Genomic DNA, 25481 nt, shown 5'->3' on the forward strand with positions numbered 1-25481 from the left:
GGGCAGCTGGCGATGCTTCTCGTTCTCATGATCCTGAGCGGGATAAGCGAAGGTATCGGCCTGCTGCTGCTTGTTCCTCTGCTCGATCTCATCGGCTCCGCGCCTCATCAGGAGCCTGCGCTTGGCTTGAGCCGTGCCCTCGCAGCCAGCGGCATCCCGCCGACGCTGCTGGCGGTCCTGACGCTTTTCGTCGGTGCCGTCGCTTTCCGCAACGCGATCCAGTATGGCCGCGAGCGATTGGCGGTCAGCGTTCAGTTGCAGTTCGTCGATCGCCTGCGTCGCGATTGCCTGACGGCGGTCCTCAAGGCCGAATGGCGCTGGATTGTCGGGCAGCAGCGGTCCGATCACGCCAGCCTGCTGCTCACCGATATCCATCGCGCCGGCCTCGGCCTCAATGCGGGGCTTGGCCTGCTGGCCGGCAGTGCAACGACGCTTGCCTGTCTCTCGGCCGCCGTTCTGCTCTCGTGGAAGATAACAGCGCTGGCGCTCGCCAGTGGCGGCGGTGTCTTCCTTCTTCTTGCTCGCCAGCGGCGCGCGGCATTGAAGCTGGGCCAGAATCTGGGCGAAGCCAATCGCGCCTTGCATGCAAATGTTCAGCAAAGCCTCGCCAGCATCAAGCTGACGAAGATCCTCGGCACCGAGCAGGCGCATCGCGACAACATTCTGGCAACGAGTTGCAGCCTTCGCAGCCATCAATTGGCATTCGCGTCCGGAGCGAGTTTGTCGAAGGCATTCTTCCAGACCGCGGGTGCCGCGATGGTGGCAGTCTACGTTTATTTCGGACTGACCATGTGGCAGACCCCGATGCCGGAGCTCCTGACGCTGGTCGTGGTCTTCGCCCGTCTGATCCCGATGTTCGCCGGCCTGCAGCAACAGACGCATCTCTGGCTACATGCAAGACCGACTTTTGCAGAGATCGAACAGTTGCTTGCGGCGTGCAAACGGGTCGAACAGCCGCTGTCGGACATCAGCGCCCCGCCGCTCCGTTTGCGGGAAACTATCCGTTTCACGGACGTGACGTTGCACTATGAGGGCCGCCGCGAACCGGCTCTGCGGAACGTGTCGCTGCAGTTTCCCGCTGGAACCACCACGGCCATCCTTGGGCCGTCTGGCGCCGGCAAGAGCACGCTGGCCGATTTGCTGACGGGGCTCCTCGTCCCGAACCAGGGCACTGTGGAAGTGGACGGGGTCGCGCTGACTGGATCGGACCGCGCGCGCTGGCGCCCCCGCGTGGCCTATGTTCCGCAAGACCTCTTCCTCTTCAACGAGACGATCCGTGCCAACCTTCTTTGGGCCCGCCCGGACGCCAGCGAGAGCGAGCTGCGGCTTGCGCTGGAGCGAGCGGCAGCCGACTTTGTCTTCGGCCTTCCCGGTGGGCTCGACACAGTGGTCGGCGACGGTGGAGTGCGCATGTCTGGCGGTGAGCGGCAACGCATCGTCCTTGCCCGCGCGCTTCTGACGCAGCCGGACGTCCTGATCCTCGACGAAGCCACGAGCGCATTGGACCTGGAAAGCGAACATCGCGTTCAGGCGGTGATCGAAGCGCTCCACGGCAGCATGACCATCTTCATCGTTGGCCACCGGCTCCTGAATCTCGATCGGGTCGATATGGTCGTGCTGCTGAACCAGGGTGGGGTCGTTGCCACCGGGCCATGGCGTGAGGTTGCCGGAAAGAAGCCCTTCGGCGAAACGCGTGCCGTCGCGCCGTAAGCCCCACGGCCCGCAAACGCGCAGCGTGTGGCTCCGACACTCCAGCCGCCTGGGCAAAGGAGTTCGATAACCGCGGTTTGCACAATAAAATCCGACCGACAAGAGTCGCCGGACCGAATCTCTTGTGGTACTGAAGATCAAGCGGGATATGACCTTGCACCCGCATCCTTTGCTCTGGAATTCGATTTGTTCGACATGCCTTGCGTGACTTTCGTGGTCGGGACGGTCCCGGAAATCATCAAATCCATCGATGTTGCGCGGCAGCTCGCTTTGAGCGGTTTCAGAGTGATGGTCTACGACACGCTTCAGAACCGCGCCGACGCATTTGACCGGCCTGAAGATGTCGAGATTGTCAGAGCAAGCGTGGTGCGCCGCGAGTGCCGCGACGACATGGATTGGATCGCCTGTTGCGCCACCGAGATCGCCGAACTGGCCGGCGATGTTGTCGTTGTCCAGGGCGATACCTTCAGTGCGCTGGCTGGCGCGCATGGCGCCGTCAGGGCCGGGGCAACACTTGCACACATCGAGGCGGGGCTTCGGAGCCACGACCCGCTCAGTCCGTTCCCGGAAGAGATGAACCGGGTTTTCATCGATACGCAGAGCGACCTGCTGTTCTGTGCGACGGAAACCGATTACGGGGACCTCGATGCCACGGTGAATCTCTCCGCCAAGCAGAGCTTCGTTGTCGGCAACACCGTTTGCGATGCAATCTTTCGTCATCGCAAGCAACTGATCGCGGCCGCAGCGCGGCCTGATGGCGTCCTGATATCGCTGCATCGGCGCGAAAACCGCCAGCACAGTCAGATCATCATCGAGGCCCTGGCTCGTCTCGTTGCGGAGTTTCCCGGAACCGAGTTCCGGCTGTTGAAACGCGGCTTGCTCGCGCATATCGAGGCTGCTGATCTCGGCCCCAACGCGGTTATGGTCGGAACGACCGAACATCTGCATTTTCTCGAAATGCTGGCCGGGTCGCAGATGGCCATTTGCGACTCCGGTGGAATTCTGGAGGAGGCCGTGACGCTGGGCGTGCCGGTGATCTGCCTGCGGCACACCCTCGAGCGCGGCCGCCTTGTCGAGGGCGTCGATTGCATCGATCCCGCAAAGATCGGAGGCTTCGAGCTACGGGCTCTGGTCAACCGCTTCCTGTCCCAGCCGGTGTCCAGCCGCAGCGCCTTGCGCGAGACGTTTGGCAATGGCCGCAGTGCCGAACGCATTGCAGAATTGCTTGAGGATCACTTCGCAGGCCTCTTGACGGCCGGCAAGGGAACCGAAACGACGACGCGTCCTCATCGAGCGGTGCTCGTAGCTTTCGATCGATCCAAGCCCGTCGAGCGCTCGAACCATTTGGGGGAAGCCGTGCTCGATGAAAGATTGAAGCGCTACGCCGGCGCATCGGGAGCCGACACGTGCGAGCCTTGATGCATCGACTGCCGGCGCGTGGCGCGGCGACCCGGCGGCCCCGGGTACAACGCCCCATCGGACTTCGTCTGTGTATCCCCCCTCATACGCAGCGACCGGCAACATGACGGCCTCGGAACGGCGCCTGCGCGCCGACGAAGATACGTCTCTCCCGGATCTCGGAAGAGCCCTTCTGCGCTTTTATCTGGACTTCGCTGCACTGCTCTTGCCGCTCGCGCTCATCGCAGCGCTCGCCGCGGCCATCTATGTCCACATGAAGCCGATCTACGAGGCGAAAGGTCTGCTCTTCACTCCGAAACTTACGCTGGATGAATGGCGTCATCTAAGTCCTTTGCTGCCGGACCCTCGCCTTGTTACGGCGACGCTCCAAACGCTCGGTGTCGTCGCTGGCGATGGTTCAGATGCAATGCCGGCGGCGAACCGACTGCGGCGAATTCTCGAATCGCAGGCATTCTGGGATCGCAGCCTGCAGTATCGAAGCGCTCTGCGTCGCGACGATCTGCGTGACGCACCGGCATCCGACCCGCGCATGTCCACGACACTGGGTATCGAAGTCTCGATCCGATCGCCAAGCCGTGAAGATGCGGCACAGACGATGAATGCGATTGCGCTGCACGTCCGGCAGACCCTGTTTTGGTCGATGCTCGACACCTTCCTGGACGACAAGCAGGCCACATCAGCCAGCCGGAAGGCCGAATTGAAAGTCACGCTGACAAAGCTTGCTTTTTCCATGGCGCAAACGGAGACGCGCATCACCGGCATGCGCCGCCTGCTCGAAGCCTATCCCGACCTGCGGGGCGTTGGCGGCAGCACGATCGTCTCGCCCGAGAACGGCGGCGGTCGTTACCTGTCTCCGGCAGCCCAGCTCGTCGCGCTTGAATCGACCTTGCTCGACCAGCAGACCCAGGTGCAGACCGCACAGCGCGAACTCGAAATCCTTGGCTCGTACGAGCGATTTCTGTCGCATGCAGCTGCGCGTCCCGACGACATCCGCTCCGGCTCTCGCCTGGCGGATTGGCTCGATGGCAAGCGAGGCGAGTTTTTCACAGCCGCCACGGGGCCCGAGATCCAGACCGACCAGGAGATCGCATTCGCGATTGCCGAGGCGCGCGCGCGCGCCGACCGCATCGTCTTCAACGCAGCTCCCGCGATCGGTTTGAGACCCATCGCGACGAGGTCGCCGCTGCCCGTTGCCGTGACCGCTTTCTTCGCATCGCTGATTCTGTTCAGCCTTCTCCTGGCAATCTATCGCGTGGTCAGGCGGCTCGACCGTCCCGCGAACGAACCCTGGTTCGCGTCTCGCGATCCGCTTTTCGCCTGGTTGCCAAGTCGCCTGCGCGGGGGGCTGTTCAGATACGAACGCCGATATTAGGCCTGCACGGGCCTCCGATCCGACTGAGCCCGCCGTTCATGGTCTCAGGCGAGGCTCCGCTCCGCCAGGAGATGCTCCAAAACGCCGCGCAGATCGCGTTTCGCGCGCCAGCCAAGCAACGCTGACGTCTTGTTTGGGGCACCCAACTGGCTGGGCCTGTCGCGGCGCCGGCGGCGCGCCTCATCGACCTCGATGCGAAACGGCCGTCCGAGGCATGTCGCGAGGCAACCCACCAGGCCTTCGACCGAATGCTCCTCGCCCGAGCAGAGGTTGAAGACGTCGAATGGCTGTCGTCGATGGTCCATCAGGACCGCCATCACGCCATCTGCCACCTCGTCGGCATGCAGGTAATCACGACGGGATTCCAGATTGCCGAGCCGCACCGTACTGATCGATTGGTCGCCTTGCAGTTGCGCCAGAATATCGGGAAGCAGGTGCGCATTCGGGTCGTCGCCGCCGATCGCGTTGAAGATCCTGGCGACGCGGCCGATTCCACCGATGCGCTCGGACCACAGCCGCAGCTGGCTCTCGTTACTCAGTTTCGTCAGGGCGTAATTGTCCCTCGCCATCGTTGGCGAGATGTCTTCGCGCAGCGGGCCGTCAGACCAATCGTAAACCGCGCCGCTCGAGGCCAGCACGATACGTTCGGCCTGCACCTCCGTCACCGCATTCAGGACATTCTCCGTTCCAACGACGTTGATGTCGAGACACCGTGCGCGGTCGTTCTCGCAGGTGGGTATGTGATGCATCGCGGCCAGATGCACGACGGCATTCGGGCGAAAATCCCTCATGAGTGTGAACATCTCCTGGGCTTCGCGGATGTCGCATTGGTGCGTGATCGTCGCGGCGGCCGGCATCGCCAGTCCGCTGCTGAGGTCATCGACAACGGCGACGGCAATTCCTCGTCCGGCGAGCCTGGAGACGAGACGTCGTCCGATCATGCCGGCACCGCCGGTCACGCAAACCCTCGCGATCCCCGGTCGGCCCCGCTCGCTAGCCGATAAATCCGCGCTCATGAAGGTCTCCCGCCGTATGCGTCCGTATCGAAGCGGGCGCCGGCCCGTTTTTTTGCGCTCGCGACGGGCACGCAGAGCAGGGCCGCCGCCAGCGAGATATGCAACGAAAAAGCGTAGAATGGCAGGTAGAAGTCGAACAGGCCCATCCCCAGAACCACTACCGACCAGATGAACACCCATCGCCGTCGCGCCGTATTGTCGGCCTCGGCCCAGACCGGAACCAGCAACGCTGCGGCGAGACTGGTCATGGCGATGAGCCCCATCAGCCCCGTTTCCGACAGGATCGCAAGCACGAGATTATGGGCATGCAATTCCCCACGCAGGAAGCGCCCTCCCGTGAAATCAGGCGTCAGAAACTGGAAGACGCCAGGCCCCAATCCCCACCACGGTCGCCCCAGCCAGGCATCGACGGCGCCTTGCCATATATAGGTGCGGCCGAGCGAGAACATGGTCGCCAGACTTTCGTGCGACGCGCTGGTCAGTTCGGCATAGCGAAGCCAGATCACGACGCCGACCAGTGCGGACAGCAGCATCAGGACCAGCAAGGCGAGCTGCCGCTGGCGGCCCCGTCGGGTTGCGGCAAAAGTGCCGGCCAGCAACAATAACGGCACGATCGGGCTGCGCGCCTCGGTGAAGAACAATGCGGTGGCCGCGCCGGCATAGGCCGCAGCCAGTGCAGGCAAGCCGATTGAGAGCTCTTCGCGCAACTGTGTGGCCATCACGGCCACCACCACGGCGATCGCACCGAACGTGGCGGGATGCTCATACAGGCCGACGATTCGGGGCATGTATCTCAAGGCTTCGGGCTCATGAAACAGGAGCCCCAATTGGTTGACCCATTCGATGCCCCATCGCGTGCCCAGGCCAATCGCAAGACTGATCCAGAGTGCTGCGATCACCGCGCGTCCCAGCGCTCCGCGAAGGTTCGGAAAGGCTGTCACAAGATTGAAGATGCACCACAGCATCAGCAATTGCGTCGCATAGCGCACGCCGAACTTGAGGGCGATCAGGCGGTGATCGGACAACGCGACCGATACCGCGAGAACGCAAAGACAGGCCGAGATGCTCAGCAGGAGCGTGCGCAACCCGATCGGCACGCCGCACTTCAGAAAAAAAATGATCGCCGCAGCCACTGCGACGAGACGAATCGAGGTCGAGCCGAGCGAAATTCCTTCGCCGAGTCCCTGGCCTATAACGACCTGCTGCAAACAGAACAGGAGATAGAGCAGCGTGAAGCCAATCGTCGCAGCAGCTTCCGCGCCTCCATCTCTCGGATTTTTCCGCCTAGGCAAAGGCCACATGGTCATCGCAATCTGCCCGTGATCTCAGCGATCCTGGATCCGAACCACGCCGTCGCGAGCAGCCACGCATAGACGATGTTGGTCCGGAAATAGCGCAGGGCAAGGCGGCGCGGCTCCAGACAGAGTCGGAAGAACCACTCCAGGCCGGCGCGCTGCATCAGCAAAGGGGCTCGAGGCCGATGGCCCGAGATGACGTCGAAAGCTCCGCCGACCCCCATGGCAACCCGAACCGCGAGGCGATTCCAGTTTCCGCGCAGGAAGAGCTCCTTTTTCGGCGAACTGATCCCTATGAAAAGAAGCGCTGCTCCAGATGCATTGATCACATCGACCACAGCGTCCTCTTCCGTCTCGGTAAAATAGCCGTTGCGCCAGCCTGAGATGACGAGGGACGGCCACCGTTCCTGAAGCTGTCGTGCTGTGGCCGCGACAATCTCCGTCCGCGCGCCGAGCAGATATACCCCGAGGCCGAGGCGGGACGCCCGCTCGCAGATGTCCTGCATGACGTCGATTCCGGCACAGCGCTCGGCCCGCAGGCCCAACCCGGCCAGTCCGAGTACGATGCCCTGGCCGTCGGCATGCACGATCTCGGCCTCCCTGAGAGCTTGAAGAAGTTCAGGGTCGCTTCGCGAGTCCACCAGCTTGGCGACGTTCAACCCCTCAATTCGAAGACGCGCCCCTTGCCGGTGTGCCGCGGTCTCAACCCGACGCAGCAATTCAGCCCGACCGTGCAGATCAATGGGGCAGCCGAGAAACGAAACCCTGTCGTCCTGCACTTTACTGCCGCTCCTCGGGTGCCGTCGCTCTTCGGCCGTGATCGTCGTGCGATCCACCGCGGTAGAGCTCGACGATCTGCTGCGCCTTGCGCTCCCACGTGAAGGCTGCCCGGGTGCGCTCAATTTCGACGGGGCCCAGGCATTGCGCGACGACGCGGTGCACTGTCCTGGCGAGTGCGGATACGTCACCAACTCGATAAACGCCATCCAGCGAGCCCGCCTCGGTGAGAATGGCGAGATTGGCGGGAATGTCGCTCGCAACGATCCTGCAACCCAGCAGGAGCATTTCGATCAGCACCGTCGGCCCGCCCTCGGTCGATGACGGAAAAACAAAACAGCTCGCGTCCGCGGCCATTGCAGAGACGGTTTCATCCGGAACGAAGCCGTGAAATTGAACGCGCGCCGCGACGCCGGCCCGCGCGGCTAGAGTTTCAAGGCGCACGCGATCCGGGCCACGGCCGACGAGATGCAACACCGCCGCACCGAGCCCTGGCTCATTCAGCGCCTGAATAGCGTCGTCGAGACGCTTCACGCGATCGAGTCGTCCCACATAGAGCAGTGATGGACGTCCCTCCAGTTCGTACGGCATAGCCACCCGAGGCTTTGCGCCGGTTTCGAGGACGCAGTTGGGAATGATGGCGGGCGCCTTCACGGCAAGGCCCCGCGCACGGACCAGATCGAGCCAGAAACCGGCGAGAAAGACCACCGCGTCACAGCCGGCGAGAAGTTGTCGCTCGACCGTCTTGTCCCAGAGCGCCTTGGCGACCTGCTTGAACGATGCCACGTCATCGTAATAGCAATGCGGTGTGTAGACGATGCGCTTGCCGCGCAGTCTGGCCAGCCCCGCCGCGGCAGCCGCGATCGGGTTGCGCGCACCATGGACATGGACAGTGTCGGCCCAGCCGACGTGTTGCCAGAGACCGAGCGCGGCGTCAGCGCGGACGTCGTAATCGGCTCCTGCAGCCGGCGTCTCGGCCCCCGGGGCCACGACACGGACGTCAAAGCCGTTCCTTGCGGCGATCGTCGCCAGACCGTGAATATGGCGCGCGACGCCGCCGCCCCCTCGATCCGGCGCGAAGTCGCGATGAACCTGCAGAATGCGCGAGCGCCTCATGCATGAGCCTCGAGCAAGTGGTGCTCTTTACCCTGCGCACGCGACAGCAACCGCAGGCCGCCGCCGGTGAGAAGCCAGAGAGAAGCCGATCCGGACACGGCCAGCAAATGATCCGACGTCACCAGCGTCGTGGCGAAGCCAACCATCAGCCAGAACGTCGCCAGCGCAAAACTCGACCGATAGTCGCGATGGGCCCGCCAAAGGCGGATCAGGCAAATCATGTAAAACGACAGCAGGGCGACGGCCGCAGGTATACCAATCTGATAGGCGACGGAAAAAATGGCTCCTTCCCCGCCGCCGATGGTGAGGATGACACCTTGCGCCGCGATCGGCCCCTGCATGCCAACGCCGTATCCGAGCAAAGGGATCTGCGGCAGCCCCTCGATATTGCGCCAGAATGCGGCCCAATGTCCCGGACTGGAGCCGTCCGTCTGGTAAGCGGTTGCTTCCAGGATGTCCTGCGTCGCAACGATGATGACAAGAACCGCAAGGATCGCCAGTGCGATCCTGATGCTCTTGTGGACTCGCAGCGTGCCGTCGGTCATCAGGTACCCGGCAACGGCGATCGTTCCCACGAGCATCGCGCCGCGCGTAGCGGTCATCCAGACACCGACGCAGAGCCCGACGCAAATCAGCACGCCGAGCAGTCTGAGGCCGCCACGCGATGTTGCCAGAACGAGCAATCCCGCAACTGCCAGAAACATGCCCTGGGCCAATGGCGCAGCGAGCAGGCCGGCGGCGCGGCGGGTCTTTTCCAGATCGGAAAAGAAATTCCAGGGAAGTCCCGTGTCAGGCTCGGCTCCAAAAACCATGCCCTTCACATCGGTCATGTAGGCAGGAAATCGCACCGTCTGGATCCAGAAGTCGGTATGATCGATATCCCACACACCGAAGATCGCGCTGAGACAGGCGATGATCACGATGCAGCCGACGAGGGCGCGGAGATCGGCATAATCGCGGATGCAGTAGTAGCCGACGAGGAAGAACAGCAGCGGAATAAGCAGTGTACCGAAGGATCCCAGCACAATGCCGGGAGACGTTGCGGCAGTCGCGCTCGTCCCAAGTGAAAGCAGCACAAGTGCACCGTAAATCAGGAGCGACAGCAGAATCGATGTCGCCATTCGGGTCGTGGCCAGACAGGCGCAGGCGGCGAGCAGCACGCTCATATCGCGAAACAGGCGGGCATAAGCGACCTCGGGTACTGCGCCGCCATAGTACACCCACGCCGTCAACAGATCCCCGAGATGAATCCAGAGGACGAGAGCGAGCAAATAGACACGTCGCGGGCCGAGGATTGATCTCACGGCAGCCAGTCCTCGCCGTGAGCAAAGCTGCGTGCCAGCCACTCGTCCTGGATGCGGAGCATCCGTGCCCACTCTGCCGGATCCGCCAGCAGCCTTTCGAGCATCCCGCAGAGCTGCTCCGCATTGTCCGCAAGGTTCGCCGGGCGACCGACCGATAGTGCCGCCTGGGACGCTTCGACAGGCCAGTTCATGCCGATGACGAGGTGACCCTGCCTCGCTGCTTCGATGAGCGCAGTCGAGCAAAAGCCGACGACGATCGACGAAGCTTTCGCACCGGCCCTGAGTTCGCGATGTGGCGGGAGGCGGCACCATCCGGCAAGCCGTGTTCCCGCGAATGGATGACCGAGACGAACTTCCTCGGGATGCAAGAGGATCGCGAATGCGTCTGGTCCGGTCGCGGCGTCGGCCAGCCGTTCGGCGAGTTGCAGGAAGTCTTTTGCCAGCGACCGGCCGAAAACCGGCGTGTGTGTCTGCGATACGAGACACACCGCGGTCGGAGCAGTGTGACCTGCCCGGGTGACGAGCCGGCGCTCGGGGCCGAAATGAATGGCATCGGGCGGCGTGCCTTGCGCGATATACGCCAATCGGCTGCTGTCTCCCCAAACGATATGGCGCTGCGCCAATGTCGGAAAGAACTCATCGGTCGGAAGCCCGTGCTGGACGCAAATGCCCAGCCACCGCCCCGCACCGGCCCTCAGGGCCGCGACGCAGAACAGCTCGAAATCGTTATGAAGGATCAAGCTCCCGCGTTGCTCGCCGCCGAGCACGCGTGACCATGCGCCTTGCCAGAGCCGCAGCCGGAACAAGCAACAGCGCACAACGAAGGCGCGCCTGTCCGGGTGCGGAAATGGCACATGAAAAGCCTTCAAGGCGTGTAGCCAGGCCGACGACAGCGGGCGTCCGGGGCTTGCGGCCGCAACGGAGGTGCGCAACCGCGGATGGACGATCAAGCTGTAAGCGATGTCCCGCAGTTCGAGATCGGCAAAAAAGGGGTGCAACGCTTCTAACCCGTGAAATCCGGCGCGGCTTGAAACGGTGATCACTGCTGCAGGAGCAGCGACGGATTTCCGCAGACCCAGACACAAGGCGGCGTCGCGAAGCGCCGCAAGAAATGCGCGTAAACCCGGCCCGAGCCATCCCGAGCGCTGGTGGATGAAAAAGATCTCGTGCCGGGCACCCGCTGCTTCCACGCCGTAACGATCCCGCAGGTCAACCACGAATTTGGCAAAGCTCATCGCCTAGGCCCAGCCCGCCCGACGAAGGCTCCGCCATTGCCGAAACCGCTGCAGCTCGCCCACGGGCCCCAAACCAAACAGTCGGATTGCGAAAGCTTTCGCGATCCGGCGCCAGCGCTGACGAGACGATGCCTGCCAATTGACCTCATCGAGCTTTGCATCGACGGTCGCAACCTCGCCCCGCGAGGCGGACATCACGGCGGGCGGAACGACGACCTCTCGAGGCTTCGCCAGTTCCAGCCAGATATTTTCTGCGAGCACTCCGCCATCCGGATGCGCGCCGGCGTGAAGGACATCGAAGCCGGCCGCACGCGCGATACGGGAGAGCGTATCGGCGGTGAAATAGCTCAGATGGGCGGGATGAACATAATTTGCGAACCGCAGGCCCTGCATCATGTCGGGCACCTCGACGAAGGCCCGCCCGGCGGGTCGCAGCACATTGTAAACAGCTCTCAGAAAGGCCATCGGGTCCGGCAGGTGTTCCAGTACATGGAATGCGGCGACGACATCGACGCTCTCCGGATTCAGAGCCTCCATGTCGGCAAGGAAATCCACCGATGCGCCTTGCAGCAGTCGCGTGCGGCTTGCTCCGTCGGGCTCGGTGGCCGACAGCCGCAGGCCTTGTATGTGCAAGGCACCGACAGCGCCGAGGAAGGCACCGAAGCCAGATCCCATTTCGAACAGGTGGGCCCCGGTTGAAAGATAGGGTGCAATTCGTGCCAAACGTGCGTCGGCAATTGCTTTGTCGCCGCGCCATGCAAAGAAGCGTCGCTCGTTGCGCCAGATCGTTTCGGACGGAAAAAGCCTTCGATAGTGTTCGCGGTAAAACACATCGAGGCTTTGCGCCGTGAAGTCGGGGGCGAGATAGACCCCGGCGCAGGCTCCGCATCGCCGCAACGACTGGCCGCTGCCCAAATAGGATTCCTGGCCGACAATCCGCTGCTGGTCGCGGAATCCGCACAGCCGACACTCGCCGGTGTCCGGCTTCAGCTCGAACCGCGGCGTCGTTGCGAGATCGGGCATCGTCCGGCGGGATGTCTCAGCCATAGATGCTCCCATACCAAAGGGCCACCGACAGAGCCAGCCAGAACGTCGTATGCAGATTGTCCGATGAAGCCTCCCGACACAGCCGGCCGATGTCGAGGTAGTCGTTCAATTCGGCGGGCAGATCGTCGAGCAGGCGGCGCAGCGGCATGCGAGGTATCAGAAACTGTTCAGCATGACCGAAGCCTGTGGTCTTGCGCTGCCATAAGACGCGATCAGGCAGATCGCCGGCGAATGCCTGCCGGAGCATGGCCTTGCCATGCAGATTGCCCATCCGATCCGCGGCAGGCGTGGCCAGGGCGCGCTCGACGAGACGATAGTCGAGAAACGGCGAGCGTACCTCAACTCCGAACCGCATCGCGTTCCGATCGGTGATGCGCAGGATATGAGGCAAGTTGGTTACCAGGACGTCGCGACGCAGCCGTTCCTGGAGGTTCGACCGCATATCCTGCTGCAGAGATGCAAGGCGTGTCCGAGATTCCGTCCACAGGGCATCGGACATCATGCCGACACTTGGCCGATGCCGTCGCAAGCTGTTCGCCAGAACGGGCAGGGGCAAATCCCAGGCAAGCCTGTTCAGCACGAGCGAAGCGCTTGCGGCGCCGCGGCTCACCAGACCGAACGCCGTCGGCAAACGTCCGGCGCGGAGCGCATCGCGCGCGGCAAATCCCTGATAGCGCTTGACGTAGCCGCCGAACGTCTCGTCCGACCCCTCTCCCGAAATGACGACCTTGTATCCGGCCTCGCGCACTGCCCGATAGGTCCGAAAGCTCGCGAGGATCGACGGAGTGTTGAACGGCTCTTCCTGCGTCGCGACCAGATCGCGAAGTTCCTGCTCGTCCGGAACGGCTTGTGCCTTGCGGATGTGATGGCGATCCGAGGACCCTAGTTCGCACATGAGCTCGGCGGCCTGCGCCGTTTCGTCGAAATGCGCGAGGCCTTCGTCGGCATAGCCGTAGGTAAACGCTCCGGAGAAGGTGACACGGGGAGCCCTGCCTACGGAAACTCCAATTCCCGTGAGGATCGAACTGTCGAGGCCGCCTGACAGCAGCGCCACCGTCGGAACGTCGGAGCGCAACCGCAAGGCCGTCGAGTCGCGAAGGAGACCACGAACATCCTGGGCTTCGAGTGCCTGTGCCTCGCCGAGGTCGGGCCAGCGATGATACGGCCATGTCGTCGTCGTGCCATCCCGCGCGATGCGCCAGACCTGCCCCGGTGCAACGGCTTCGATCCCCTGAAAGAAAGTTTGCGAGGTATGCTCGGCGAAACCCAGTGTCAGAAAATCGAAGATCGCATTCGGATTTGGCGCTGGATATCCGCCACGCATGGCCGCGATCGCACGGATCTCGCTCGCCAGTATCAGCCGGTCCTGGCTACGATGAATATAAAGCGGCTTCACGCCGAGCCGATCGCGGCACAGGATCAGGTCGCCGGACTTGCGCTCGAGAATTGCAACGGCCCACATGCCGTTGCAGCGCGTGAAAAAATCCCGGCCCCAGACGCGCCAGCCCGCGAGGATGACCTCGGTGTCGCCGTCCCCGCGAAACCGTTCGCCGCGCGCTTCGAGCATCTCCCGCAGTTCGAGAAAGTTGTAAATTTCGCCGTTGAAGACGATGACATTGCCGGTCTCGGGACAGACCATCGGTTGCGCCGCTGCAGCGGTGAGATCGAGGATAGAGAGCCGGCAATGGCCGAGAATCGTGGGAGCTTCTTCTTCGGAAACATAAACGCCATCGCCGTCGGGCCCGCGATGCGCAATTGCGCCGAGCCCACGTCTTGATAACTCCTCGAGAACCTCTCGCCCGCCGCCGCGGGCCACGATCAGGCCGCACATGGCGGTGCCCCATGGGCCTGGGCAGCAGCGATGTCAGAGACGTGCTTCCTGCAAGAAGGCGTCATCGCCGCAGGTTCTCCGCCAGCGCGGACGACTGACGCAGCAACAGCGGTTGCATGCTGACGACGGCGACGGTTGCGCCGGCAAATAGCAGCACGCTCAGGGCCCATATTGCGTGACTGGTGGCCGCGAGGGCAGCCAGAACGAGCGACGCGCACAAAGCCCAGCCCGCTACGCCCGGGACTATTCCGCAAAGTCTGAAACAGGCGACAGCCATGCCGACCGAGCAGATCGTGCGCGCCCAGAGCACTCCGTCGGGGGACGATCCGGCCGTCCCCAGAATCTGCAGCGCCGAGCTGACGGTCAGACCAATGAGGACGATCCTGATCAATTGCGTCTCGCGATGTCGCCCGATGAGTTCGTTAGCCAGGACGCTTCCGACCAATGAAAATCCCCAGGCCATGACGGTCGGCAACAGCAGCGGCAGGCGAAGGGACGCGCCGCCGTCCGCAGTCGCGGCAGTGATCAGCAGGAACAACTGGAACAGCGTCGCCATCCCCAAGAGCAGGATCGTAACCAGGCGGTAGGACCAGAGCAGGCCTGCGCGCGTACTCATCTGGGGCAACAGCAAACGATTGACCTGCGTCAGAATTCCCGATGCGCCGTTCATGCCATGGCCGAGAATGAGCATCAACGGCAGGAAATCAGGTGCGAGCCGTGCGATCAGAAACGGAGTCAGCCGGTCATGAAGAGCGCCAGTAATGCCCATGACGGAAAGCTTGACGGAGGCGCCAAGCATCGTGCCGCCGGAACCAAAGGCAGGCAGCAGCAATCGCAGTCGCCCTCCGACAAGCAGGCTCACGATCGGTTGCATGGCGAAGCCGGCGCTGACAATGAGACCGGCGTGAAGCGCCGAGCCGTTTGCGCCTCCGACCAGCCACCAGAACAAGAGGGCGGCCGGCCAGGGTATCTGCTGGAGGAGGAAGGAAGCCATGCGCCGTTGTTGCGCCAGCAGTGCCGGCGCAGGACTGACGAGGCCGATGAGGCCGGCGGGCACCGTGGCGGCAAGATACGCGAAGCCCTCGGTTCCACGGCCGTAGGCCAGAGCCCAGCCGACCAGGGTGGCCGCATAGAGACCGAGCGTCACCATGAATTTGTGGCCAAGAGCCAGCCGCCATTGCCGTTCCCAACCGACGGCAGTCGGCGTTTCGCGCAGGAAGACCGTTGCATAACCGAGATCGCCGACAAAGAAGACCAGCAGGAAGGCCAGATGCGACAGGCCGATCTGGCCATAGCCGTCGGCGCCGAAATTCCGTAGCAGGAGCAACTGGAACAGCACGTTGCAGCCTTGGCCGATGGCATAGATCGCTGCGCAGCCCGCCAGCCCGGCCATATCCGTCGAGCGTCGCAGGGCTGCCCATCGTCCCCGCCCTGCCAGCCGGTCCTGGCCATCTCGCAGCGGAGCGCCGGCATCTGGTTCTTGCGCAGTCATGGCGCGATATTTCAGCTTTTCAGCGGGGCTGCACCAACATTCTGGAAGCGCACGATCTTTTCGCTCCCGGGAAGTTCTGGCATCGACTCCGGGCGGCAGATGTGCTCCAGCACGATACCGCGCGGGGCTGGCTCATTTGAATATGAACTGCAACGATCCCCAGATGCTTCGTCATGCGCGGGCCGCAATGCGATTCTGTAAAGTGGTTTCAGCTTGCCTGTGATATTATTCCGTCACTCACCTCATTTCCTGGTCGCAGGCAAAGCCCTCCACATGGACGCGGGACTGCACGCGCCCCGTCGTCCGGGACGAGCCACCCACGTTGCGACATCGCGTCGCGGCGGAGCGTTTGCGGGATGATGCGGATGGTGCTTTCGCCGCCGCAACGCGCGGCCTTCGCGCTGGCCTTGGCATGCTCGCGTTCACCCTATCGCGATGGCAGTGCCGAGGCGCTAGAGCGCACCGCACGTGACGTCACCGATTGGCAGATGGTGCTGCGTGTGATCCGCCGCCACCGTATTGTCGGACTCGCGCACCACGCATTGAGCAGGAGCCCGGCCGCCGTTCCCGACTTCGTACGGCAACAGCTCCTTGTTCGGGCAGGCGCTGTCGCACGCACGAACTTGATGCTCACCAGCGAAGCGATCCGCTTGGACGAGGCCTTCCGCGACGCGGGTATCGAGGTCGGATTTCTCAAGGGGCCTGCCCTCTCCATGCAGCTGTTTGGCGATGTCGGCAGACGTCACAGTCGCGATCTTGATCTGCTGGTCGACCTGCCGGATGTCGCGGCCGCTGTAGCGCTGCTGGAGCGAGCAGGATATCGGTCTGCAGGCAATTTCGATGCAGACAGCATCGCGGGCTGGATCCCGCTTTTGAACCAATGGGAATTCCGGCACGATCGTAACGGAAGCCTGATCGAACTGCACTGGCGGCTCTGCCCCAATGAGAGTCTGGCAGATCCACTCGCCGCGGCGGCGACCTGGAGCCGGGTCGATCTTGGCGGCGGCCGCACGGTCCGGGCGTTGACCGGCGACTCCCTTGCCGGCTATCTCTGCCTGCACGGCAGTCTCCATGCATGGAGCCGCCTGAAATGGCTGGCTGATATTGATGCAGCGATCGAGGGTGACGCCGGAGCACCGCAGCGACTGTTCGCATTGGCGGGTCAAGTCGGGCTTGAGCGGTCAGCGGGGCAAGCGCTCTGGCTCGCTGCGGAACTTCTCGACATGCCGCTGGACCCAGGCACGCGTCGCATGCTGACCCAGGACCCTGCAATTTGCAGGCTTGGCAAGGTGGCGCTCGATGCGATGACGGCCGGGGGTGGAGAAATCGAATTGGAGAACACCGCTCTTGGCATGACGCGGGTGCGGCTGTCGCATTTCAGCCTCGGCCGCGGCTGGCGCCATTGGCGCATGCAAGCGCGGACCCTGCTCGCAAGCAGCGACGACCTCAAACAGGTCCGGCTGCCGCAATGGCTCGGATTCATTTATCCGCTGGTGCGACCTGTGTTTTGGGCATGTCGCCGCCTGGCCGGCTTTGCGATCGCGCGCAATCGACTTGCGCCACGACACCACGGGCGGCCGCAAGAGTGAGAGTCATCCTTGCGGTCGACGCGATCCGCCAGCCCCTGACCGGCGTTGGACGCTACACGTTCGAACTCGCGCGCCAACTTGCCGCGTTCCCCGAGTTCGAGCTTACCTTCTTGCACGGACGCAAGCTTGTCGAGACCATCCCGATACCCGCCGCCGGTCATCCGCTTCTCCCCGTCGTCAGGGATGTCCTGTCGAATTTCAGTTTGCCGACGGCCGTATATCGCCGCTATCAGGGGTATGTGAAAGCCCGGACACTGCGGCACGAGCGCGACGCCATCCTGCACGGCGCGAACTACTATCTGCCAGCGTTCCCAGGACGGAGCATCGTGACGATCCACGACGTGTCCATTTTCACGGCCCCCGAACAACACCGGCGAGATCGCGTGCGCTACATGCGCAAGGAGGTCGCTCTCTCCCTGCAACATGCCGGATTGATCATCACCGTTTCCGATTTCTCGAAGCGGGAGATCATGCGTGTCCTGGGTGTTGGAGCCGACCGTATCAAGGTCACGCCGCTCGGCGTCGGCTCGGATTTTCGTCCTCGCGCGGTCGACGAGACGAGAAGCGTGCTGGCAGGCTTAGGGCTTCAGCCGGACGGCTACTGCCTCTATGTCGGCACGATCGAGCCGCGCAAGAATCTGGCAACCCTGCTGGACGCTTTCGAGCGCTTGCCCGCACCTCTCCGCCGGCGCTACCCGCTCGTCCTCGCCGGTTATCGCGGCTGGGAAAGCGAGGACCTGCACGCGCGCATCGACAAGGCCGCCCGGGAGGGATGGCTGACCTATCTGGGTTATGTGCCGGAGCATCAGCTCCAAAAACTTCTCTCCGGCGCCAGACTGTTCATCTTTCCATCGCTCTACGAGGGATTCGGTCTGCCGCCTCTCGAGGCCATGGCGTCCGGGATACCCGTCGTCTGCTCGGGAGCTGCGGCACTCCGGGAAACGGTCGGTGACGCGGCTGTGACCGTGGCTCCGCGCGATGCCGGCGCACTTGCGGAGGCAATCGCGATGGCGGTAGACGACGAGGGCTGGCGTGAGCAAGCACGGAGACGAGGCTTCGCTCGTGCGGCCATCTTTAGTTGGGAACGTTGCGCAAGAATGACCGCCGCGATCTACAAGGAACTCGCGGCGCAATGATCGTCCAACTGCCATGAAGATTCTGCACTTCTACAAGACCTGCATTCCCGACACGGTCGGTGGAGTTCAGCTCTTCATCGACCAGCTTGCCACCGGCCTGGCGAGCCGTGGCGCGGATGTGGACGTGCTGGCTTTGTCGACCGAGCGCGGAAAGCTTCCGCAGTTGCAGCGCCACGGCTATCGGATTCACCGGGTGCGCCAGAATTTCGAGATTGCTTCCACCGGGCTTTCTTTCGCCGCGCCGCGTCGCTTTAGCGAACTGGCCCGGAACGCCGACGTCCTGCATTTCCACTTCCCGTGGCCCTTCATGGACGCCGTGCATCTGGCGCTGTCGAAGGGCAAACCGAGCGTGGTGACGTATCACTCCGATATTGTTCGTCAGAAGCATTTGTTCCGACTTTACAAGCCAGTGGAAAATCTCTTCCTGCGCGACGCACACCGGATCGTGGCAACCTCACCTCAATATCTGCAAACAAGTGCGGTGCTCAGGCGTCATGCAGACAAGGTCCGCGTCATCCCGATCGGACTCGATCCGCAATCCTACCCACCGCCCCCAGCACGGGTCGTCGAATCCTGGCGGCAGCGTCTCGGTGAAGGCTTCTTCCTCTTCGTCGGAATCCTGCGTTACTACAAGGGGCTGGAATATCTGATCGAGGCCGCACATTTGACGGGACTGCCGACGGTGATCGTGGGATCCGGACCGCTGGAGCGCCGCCTGCAGCGACTTTCGCGCGGTGCACCGAACATCGTGTTCCTCGGCAGCCTGTCCGAGCAGGACAAGGCGGCGGTCCTCTCGCTGTGCGGCGCCCTGGTGCTCCCCTCCCACATGCGATCCGAGGCTTTCGGGGTCGCTCTCCTGGAAGGCTCGCTTCATGGGAAACCGCTGATTTCGACGGAGATCGGCACCGGGACGAGCCATGTCAACCGTTCCGATGTGACGGGCTTCGTCGTGCCGCCCGCAGATCCGCATGCCCTCGCCGATGCCATGCGGCGCCTGAAGCAAGATCCCGTGCTTGCGGCGACGATGGGACAACAGGCACTCGGCCGGAGTCATGACCTGTTCGGAGCTGACCGAATGACGGATGCCTATCTCGAACTCTACCGCGAGGTTCTTGGCAATGCCCCGAACACCTGACTGCATCGTGCTCCGAGGCGGCGCAGCAATCCTCCGGGCGGCCTTTGAACGATGTTTAAACGCGCTCTGCCACACAGCATAACGGGACCGATGAGAAGCGCCGCCAAGAAAATTGTCACATCACTCTTTCGCGCCGTCGGGATTGAAGCTCATTTCGGTCGCCGCGAGAAGTTTCGGGACTACGAGCTGGTCGACAAGAAGATGCTGTCCGCGTTCGCCTTTCCGGACGAGCGGATCGCGCTCATCGATGAAGCCCGGAGGAAGACGGAAACGGTCCTCGGCTGCGACCTGGCCAAATATGGCCGGATGCTCACGCTGCATCAGATGGTCGAGCACGTGCTCGAGCGAAACATCGCCGGGGATATCGCGGAGTGTGGCTGCTGGAAAGGTCATTCCACCTACGTGATAGCCGAGCTTGCACGGAGGCACGCCTTCGCAGGGACCCTGCATGTGTTCGATTCGTTCGAAGGGGGCCTGTCCGACAAGACGGAAGAGGATCAGACTCGTCGATTTCTCCAAAGCGAGCGGGATGTGCTGCACGAAAAGACCATGTTTTCGTCATCCATCGATCAGGTTCGCGCATCGCTCGCAGCGTTTGGATTCGTCCGCCTGTATCCCGGCTGGATTCCGGACCGGTTTGCCGAGATCGGCGATCGCAGGTTTTCACTCGTCCATGTAGACGTCGATCTCCACAATCCCACGGCGGAGTCTCTCGCCTTTTTCTGGCCCAGGCTCAATCCCGGCGGCTGCATCGTGGTGGATGATTTCGGCGCAGCTGATTTTCCTGGATGCGAGATCGCAGTGAAGGCATTCGTCCAGACTCATAAGCCTGCACTCTTCCTTCAAGGCCCAGTCGGAGGTTGCATCCTGATCAAGTAGCGGGTCGCGAACGATCGTAATAAGATTCATCCCGATGCGAGATGCACACTACGTAGACAGTAAGTCCGTCTTTGTTGTCCGTGCGTCGGTACTGTCACCCTCAAGTCCTAGCGAGCGCGCGCCAGAGCGGCGCTGGACCATGCCCGCGCCCAATGCGGTGCCGCAGCCGCGATGGATTCCATCCGAAAGAATGGAGGCGAAACGCCAGTTTTCGACCGTAGCTCAAATGGTGGATTTTGGCCTGAGAAGGTCGAAAACGCTCTATCTTTCAATGGAGGTTGACTGACACTCTCTCCGCCATTTCCCCTAATCTGTGTCCGGTAATCACTCAGTCGATTGCCTTCTGAGAAGGACGAGTTTTGCTCATGAAGTTCTTTGACCGGTCGTCGGGGTTCGGAGTCGTGCGAAGGATTCTTAGAAATCTGGGTTTTCAAGAGGTCTTGTGCTCGCTTTCGTTTGACCGCCTCTCAAGCCGCTCTGAGGTCAACCCCCATGCCCCCGAATTCCCTAAGAGTGTGCAGCCCGGTAGCTTTGTCAGGCTCGTAACCCCGAGGTCATAGGTTCAAATCCTGTCCCCACAACCAACGATTCTTGTGAAAGCAAGGCGTCCATAACCCCGGCTTCCGAAAGGACGCCGGGTTTTTCTTGTTCGTGGCGAACCGAAGGATCGCGGCGAGGTGCGCCGCGCAGCGTGATCGCCACCTCGGCCTCGTCGGGGACAAGCGGCAGCCGATCGACCGGCGTTCAGAACGCCTCAACCGCCTTGACCTTGCCATCCTCGCTCGACCGGGGGCATAATTGACAAATACAGGTCATTATGACAAATTACTGTCAATTAGTCTCTCGCAACAAATGGCGTGACCTGCGGAGGCAACGCGAGGTGACCCCACTCCCAGCTCAATCTGACAGAGGTTTCGACCCCCATGTCCGCAGACGACCCCCAAAGGCCAATAGACCTTCCGCCTCCGAGCGAGGATCGCGCAATTTCGTTCTACGAAGCCGTCGCGCGCCGGCGCACGATCCGCGACATCGCGGCAACGCCCCTGACGATGGATCAGCTTTCAAACCTCCTATGGGCAGCGTTTGGCGTGAACCGCAAAGCGGGACCGGATGGGGCGCTTGGCCGAACGGCAGCATCGGCCAGCAACTCACAGGAAATCGATCTCTACGTCGCGCTCGAAGCCGGGCTCTATCTCTATGACGGAGTGCTGCACCGGCTCGATCCCGTTGCAACCGGTGATTTGCGCTCCGACGCCATCAATCCCCGACAAGGTTCGGCCTTGGCGACGCTGGCGCCAGTTCAGTTGATCTACGTCGCTGACATCCATCGCCTCACGCACACCATCGGCCACCAGGAGCCCGGCTTGCATGATCCGGAAATCCAAAAGGCGTACTATTTCATCGACACAGGCCTAATCGCTGGCAACGTCTACCTCTTCGCGGCAGCGCACGGCTTGGCCGCCTGGTTCCACAACTGCGATCGGTCGGCGCTGGCGAACCACATCGCGCTGCGGCCTGAACAAAGAGTGCTGTTTGCTCAATCGATCGGCTGGCCCGCGAGCCGGGAGGTTGCGGCATGAGGATCTCCACCAGGCAATGCCGAACGAATTCTGCGGCTCTGATGGCGAACGCCTTGCCGGATATCTCTTCTCATTCATCATCAAGACGGGACGATCGGCTATGAATCTGACAGGAAACACCATCCTCATCACCGGCGGCGCAACCGGTATCGGTTTCGCCCTGGCCCGACTCCTGGCACAACTGGGTAACAGCGTCATCATCTGTGGAAGAAACGGCGAAGCCCTGAAGAAGGCGCAGGCTCAGGTGCCGGGGCTGGTTACTCGGCTCTGCGACATCACCGACGCTGAGAGCCGCCAGTCTATGGTGGATTGGCTGAACACAGAGCATGCGAAACTCAACATCCTCATCAACAATGCCGGCGTTCAATGTCACCGCAACTTCAATCACGAGGGAGCGCTCGCCAAGATCGATGAGGAAGTGGCGGTCAATTTTACGGCTCCCATTTGTCTGATCTCCGAACTCTTGCCGTTACTGAAGCCGCAGTCAAACGCTGCTATTGTCAACGTCAGTTCCGGGCTTGCGTTCGCGCCGATGGCGGATGTTCCTGTCTATTGCGCCACCAAGGCGGCCGTTCACTCGTTCACGCTCAGCCTGCGCCACCAACTCAAGACCACAGGGGTCAGGGTCATTGAGATTGTTCCTCCGATTGTGGACACTGGTCTCGGTGGGAGCGTCCGAAGCGAAGGCGTGACCAATCGTTACATGATGTCCCCCGGGGATTTCGCGAAGGAAGCGCTCACTCAGTTGGAGAACGACCAGAACGAAGTTCTGGTCGGCATGTCAGTGAATACGCGGCGGGAGGGTGAGGCCTTGTTTGAGCGAATGAATAGTCGCTGACAAAGCGAGCCGATAAACTGTCGATCATCCCACTTTATGAGGCCCACCAAAGTATGCCGAAGCACACGCGCGAAGGCGCCGCCATAACCGAACTCATCCTGTCGATCTTTCTCACCAACGGTCGAATCATGCGGGCGGGCGACGCGCTTCTGAGCGACCTGGGCCTGAACGGCACGCGTTGGCAGGTGCTCGGCGCGATCAAAGATGCCCCCAAGACGGTCGCCCAGATAGCTCGTCAATACGAACTCAGCCGACAAGGTGTGCTTTGGGTCGTGCAATCATTGCTCGATGAGGATCTCGTAAGATACGTCAATAATCCCGATCACAAGCGGGCAAAACTTCTGATGTTCACAGAAAAAGGCCGGCAGACCTATGATGAAGTGGCGCGTCGTCAGCGTGTTTGGTCCAATGAGCTTGGTGCGACCTTTGGCGTCGAGGACGTGAAAGTGGCGATGCAGTGCATCCGCCGCCTCGGGGAGCTCGTCAAGAGCGGCAATGGCGCTGATGAGGAATGAAGGACAGAGTCAAAGTAGGCGAGCGAAAATGGGTAAGGACGATCGCCTTCGTGGCATGACAACGCTCGGGTCACACCAAAGCCTTCACCGTCGAACGACTGCCGAGCTCCCAATCTTGGTGCGGATGTCAGGTATCCAAGCATTTCGGTAGTTCGGCGGCGAGCGCGTCGATCGCCAGTCGTGACCGAAGCGGCAAATATCGGTTGGTCGGCCAAACGGCGTAGCATTCCATCGTGGCGCTCGGGCGATCGCCCCAAAGCTCGACGAGTTTGCCCTGACGCATGCGGTCACGGATCAGCCAGTGGGGAAGCCAGGCAAGCCCCATTCCGTCCACTGCGGCATCGGCAATCACCTCGAGATCGTCGAAGCGCAGCCGGGATGTGACCGATACGTCGATGAGAGCGCCGTTCGTGTCGGGAAGCTGCCATGCCAGACCATGATCGTTGCGCCAGTAGACAAGCAGGTCGTGTTCCGACAAATCCGCAAGGCAGCGAGGCTCGCCTCTTGTGGAGAGATAGGCAGGAGAAGCGCAGAGCACCTTGCGTTGGCTGACGAGCCGTCGGGCGTGGAGTGACGTGCCGTTGCCAAGTGAGCCGTTCCGCACCGCCAGGTCGAAGCCGTCGGCAATCAGATCGATTTGGCGGTCGTTGAAGTTGAGTTCGAGTTCGAGCTTGGGATGTCGACGCGCATAGGCGCGCAGGATGGGCGCCGCGCAGTAACGGCCGAACAAGACAGGCAAGGATACGCGCAGTCTGCCGACAACCTCGCGCCGGCCGGATTCCAGCAGAGACTCGCCCGCGCGCAGTTCCTCGATGGCACGCACGCATCGCTCGTAATATTGCTGACCATCTTCCGTCAGGCTCTGCGTGCGCGTGGTGCGGTGAAACAGCCGGACGCCAAGTCGCTCTTCCAGACGTGCGATCGCTTTGCCGACCGCAGATCGCGTCAACGATAGTCGATCGGCCGCCCTCGCGAACCCACCTGACTCAACGGCCTCGACGAAGACCTGGACGCCATCGAACCTGTCGCGCAACCCCGCGGCTCCCTCCAGAAGACAGATCTGGCGATTGTAGAGCCCCAGGAACCAAACGGGGGAACAACGATCGCCAATGATAATCTGCATTCTACGATATGAACGCGGTCGCGCAAACGAGTTTTCGAGGCGATCCCGGCCTGAAATGTCATCGAGACATTGGGCAGGCGTCGTCCTCCCATCGCGCGCGACATCGTTCATGGAAGGGCGGCACGTTGTTGATTTCGATCGTATACGACAGCGGCCATGGCCACACCGCGCGTGTTGCCGAAGCAGTTGCGGAGGGCGTCCGGGAAGTCGAAGGGGTCCAGGCGAAACTCATCGCCGCCACAGACCGACAGATGGACTGGAAAACGCTGGAGCAGAGTGACGGCATCGTCTTCGGGTCGCCGACCTACAACGGGCTGATTAGCGCCAAGTTCAAGCAGTTCTTCGAGGACTCCACCAAGGCAGCCTGGTCGGAGCAGAAGTGGCGCAACAAGATCGCCGCCGGCTTCACCAATTCCGGAGCCCAGCACGGGGATAAGCTGAACTCCCTTGTGTCGATGGCGCTGTTTGCAGCCCAACACGGCATGATCTGGGTTGGTCTCGACTTGATGCCCGGCAACAGCAACAGCGCTGGGAGTTCCAACGACCTCAACCGGCTGGGAAGCTGGCTGGGAGTCATGACCCAGTCGAACATGGACCAGGCCGCGGAAGTCGCGCCGCCCGACAGTGACCTGCGCACCGCGCAATATCTCGGTCGGCGCGTGGCGCAGACCGTCCGCCGATTCCAGCCCGCGTAATCCGCTTCACCTGCACCCAAGACCTGCACCCAAGGAGCCCGAACATGAAACTGCTTTGCCTCGACGTTCCACAGCCCGGCGCCAGCCTGGAAAAGTACCAGCCGCATATGCAGGACGAAGCCCGCCACGCCTGGCAAATGTACAAGGGCGGCATCATCCGCGACATCTATTTCCGACAGGACCGTCCTGGCGTCGCCATCATCGCGGAAGCCGAATCCGTGGAGGCCGCCAAGAAGGCGCTCGCCGAGTTTCCCCTCGCCAAGGCCGGACTGATCGGTTGGGACGTGATCCCGCTCGGTCCCTTCACCAACTGGGAAACGCTGTTCGCCCCTGGAAACGCCTGAGAACGAGGCTCGCATTGCGGCTCCCGAGCGCGC

The 25481-nt window shown here is 62.2% G+C and carries 22 protein-coding genes; 12 read left to right on the forward strand and 10 right to left on the reverse strand.

Annotation, left to right across the window (positions count from 1 at the left end; genetic code table 11):
- The first annotated feature begins 12 nt into the window (after window positions 1–12).
- The 3 genes from BMW89_RS27030 to BMW89_RS27040 all read left to right on the forward strand — a co-directional run bounded on the left by BMW89_RS27030 (window position 13) and on the right by BMW89_RS27040 (window position 4501).
- Window positions 13–1710, forward strand: a complete 1698-nt coding sequence (locus BMW89_RS27030; RefSeq protein ID WP_210187581.1) for an ABC transporter ATP-binding protein — start codon at window positions 13–15, stop codon at window positions 1708–1710.
- A 195-nt stretch (window positions 1711–1905) separates the two neighbouring features.
- Entirely contained in the window at window positions 1906–3129 is a 1224-nt protein-coding gene (locus BMW89_RS27035; RefSeq protein ID WP_244547700.1) for a UDP-N-acetylglucosamine 2-epimerase, read from the forward strand.
- Window positions 3130–3232: 103 nt separating this feature from the next.
- Window positions 3233–4501 carry a hypothetical protein gene (locus BMW89_RS27040; RefSeq protein WP_143062834.1) on the forward strand — a complete coding sequence of 423 codons (1269 nt, stop codon included), beginning with the start codon at window positions 3233–3235 and terminating at the stop codon, window positions 4499–4501.
- A 44-nt stretch (window positions 4502–4545) separates the two neighbouring features.
- Here the strand turns inward: BMW89_RS27040 and BMW89_RS27045 are convergent, their stop codons facing one another.
- The 9 genes from BMW89_RS27045 to BMW89_RS27085 all read right to left on the reverse strand — a co-directional run bounded on the left by BMW89_RS27045 (window position 4546) and on the right by BMW89_RS27085 (window position 15614).
- Entirely contained in the window at window positions 4546–5460 is a 915-nt protein-coding gene (locus BMW89_RS27045) for an NAD-dependent epimerase/dehydratase family protein (RefSeq protein WP_210187582.1), read from the reverse strand.
- 53 nt (window positions 5461–5513) lie between these two features.
- Window positions 5514–6824: an O-antigen ligase family protein gene (locus BMW89_RS27050; protein ID WP_092030699.1), complete on the reverse strand. Its 1311-nt coding sequence runs from the start codon at window positions 6822–6824 to the stop codon at window positions 5514–5516.
- Window positions 6821–7591, reverse strand: a complete 771-nt coding sequence (locus BMW89_RS27055; protein ID WP_210187583.1) for a WecB/TagA/CpsF family glycosyltransferase — start codon at window positions 7589–7591, stop codon at window positions 6821–6823. Before BMW89_RS27055 ends, BMW89_RS27050 begins: the two co-directional genes overlap by 4 nt.
- A gap of 1 nt (window position 7592) precedes the next feature.
- The gene (locus BMW89_RS27060; RefSeq protein ID WP_092030702.1) at window positions 7593–8705 is read right to left on the reverse strand and encodes a glycosyltransferase family 4 protein; all 1113 of its coding nucleotides are present in this window, start codon (window positions 8703–8705) and stop codon (window positions 7593–7595) included.
- Window positions 8702–9976 (reverse strand): O-antigen ligase family protein, encoded by a 1275-nt coding sequence (locus BMW89_RS27065; RefSeq protein WP_092030705.1) that lies wholly within the window; start codon window positions 9974–9976, stop codon window positions 8702–8704. The genes BMW89_RS27060 and BMW89_RS27065 overlap by 4 nt, the downstream gene beginning before the upstream one ends.
- A gap of 29 nt (window positions 9977–10005) precedes the next feature.
- On the reverse strand, window positions 10006–11244 hold the full coding sequence (locus BMW89_RS27070; RefSeq protein WP_092030708.1) for a hypothetical protein: 1239 nt from the start codon (window positions 11242–11244) through the stop codon (window positions 10006–10008).
- Between the two features lie 3 nt (window positions 11245–11247).
- A complete protein-coding gene (locus BMW89_RS27075; RefSeq protein ID WP_210187584.1) occupies window positions 11248–12291 on the reverse strand; it encodes a class I SAM-dependent methyltransferase in 1044 nt (347 codons plus the stop codon).
- The gene (gene asnB, locus BMW89_RS27080) at window positions 12284–14122 is read right to left on the reverse strand and encodes an asparagine synthase (glutamine-hydrolyzing) (RefSeq protein ID WP_092030713.1); all 1839 of its coding nucleotides are present in this window, start codon (window positions 14120–14122) and stop codon (window positions 12284–12286) included. The genes BMW89_RS27075 and asnB overlap by 8 nt, the downstream gene beginning before the upstream one ends.
- Before the next feature lie 61 nt (window positions 14123–14183).
- Complete coding sequence (locus tag BMW89_RS27085; protein ID WP_143062835.1) at window positions 14184–15614, reverse strand: hypothetical protein; 1431 nt, start codon at window positions 15612–15614, stop codon at window positions 14184–14186.
- A gap of 356 nt (window positions 15615–15970) precedes the next feature.
- On the opposite strand from BMW89_RS27085, the gene BMW89_RS27090 reads away from it, so the two are divergent.
- From BMW89_RS27090 to BMW89_RS27120, 7 genes are all read left to right on the forward strand, one after another.
- The gene (locus BMW89_RS27090) at window positions 15971–17203 is read left to right on the forward strand and encodes a nucleotidyltransferase domain-containing protein (protein ID WP_177196344.1); all 1233 of its coding nucleotides are present in this window, start codon (window positions 15971–15973) and stop codon (window positions 17201–17203) included.
- Window positions 17200–18339, forward strand: coding sequence for a glycosyltransferase family 4 protein (locus BMW89_RS27095; RefSeq protein WP_092030721.1), 1140 nt, complete (start codon window positions 17200–17202; stop codon window positions 18337–18339). Before BMW89_RS27090 ends, BMW89_RS27095 begins: the two co-directional genes overlap by 4 nt.
- A 13-nt stretch (window positions 18340–18352) precedes the next feature.
- Window positions 18353–19474, forward strand: a complete 1122-nt coding sequence (locus BMW89_RS27100) for a glycosyltransferase (RefSeq protein WP_092030724.1) — start codon at window positions 18353–18355, stop codon at window positions 19472–19474.
- A gap of 90 nt (window positions 19475–19564) precedes the next feature.
- Window positions 19565–20353, forward strand: coding sequence for a TylF/MycF/NovP-related O-methyltransferase (locus BMW89_RS27105; protein WP_177196345.1), 789 nt, complete (start codon window positions 19565–19567; stop codon window positions 20351–20353).
- A gap of 923 nt (window positions 20354–21276) precedes the next feature.
- Window positions 21277–21933, forward strand: coding sequence for a SagB/ThcOx family dehydrogenase (locus BMW89_RS27110; RefSeq protein ID WP_092030728.1), 657 nt, complete (start codon window positions 21277–21279; stop codon window positions 21931–21933).
- Window positions 21934–21949: 16 nt separating this feature from the next.
- Window positions 21950–22771, forward strand: a complete 822-nt coding sequence (locus BMW89_RS27115) for an SDR family oxidoreductase (protein WP_244547695.1) — start codon at window positions 21950–21952, stop codon at window positions 22769–22771.
- Between the two features lie 53 nt (window positions 22772–22824).
- Window positions 22825–23286, forward strand: coding sequence for a MarR family winged helix-turn-helix transcriptional regulator (locus BMW89_RS27120; protein ID WP_092030730.1), 462 nt, complete (start codon window positions 22825–22827; stop codon window positions 23284–23286).
- Between the two features lie 127 nt (window positions 23287–23413).
- Here BMW89_RS27120 and BMW89_RS27125 read toward each other — a convergent pair whose 3' ends face one another.
- Window positions 23414–24319, reverse strand: a complete 906-nt coding sequence (locus BMW89_RS27125) for a LysR family transcriptional regulator (RefSeq protein ID WP_092030732.1) — start codon at window positions 24317–24319, stop codon at window positions 23414–23416.
- Between the two features lie 215 nt (window positions 24320–24534).
- On the opposite strand from BMW89_RS27125, the gene BMW89_RS27130 reads away from it, so the two are divergent.
- Entirely contained in the window at window positions 24535–25104 is a 570-nt protein-coding gene (locus BMW89_RS27130) for a flavodoxin family protein (protein WP_092030735.1), read from the forward strand.
- A gap of 44 nt (window positions 25105–25148) precedes the next feature.
- Window positions 25149–25448, forward strand: coding sequence for a YciI family protein (locus tag BMW89_RS27135; RefSeq protein WP_092030737.1), 300 nt, complete (start codon window positions 25149–25151; stop codon window positions 25446–25448).
- Window positions 25449–25481: the final 33 nt, after the last annotated feature.

The organism is Bradyrhizobium sp. OK095 (genome assembly GCF_900109945.1).
Taxonomy (GTDB): domain Bacteria; phylum Pseudomonadota; class Alphaproteobacteria; order Rhizobiales; family Xanthobacteraceae; genus Bradyrhizobium.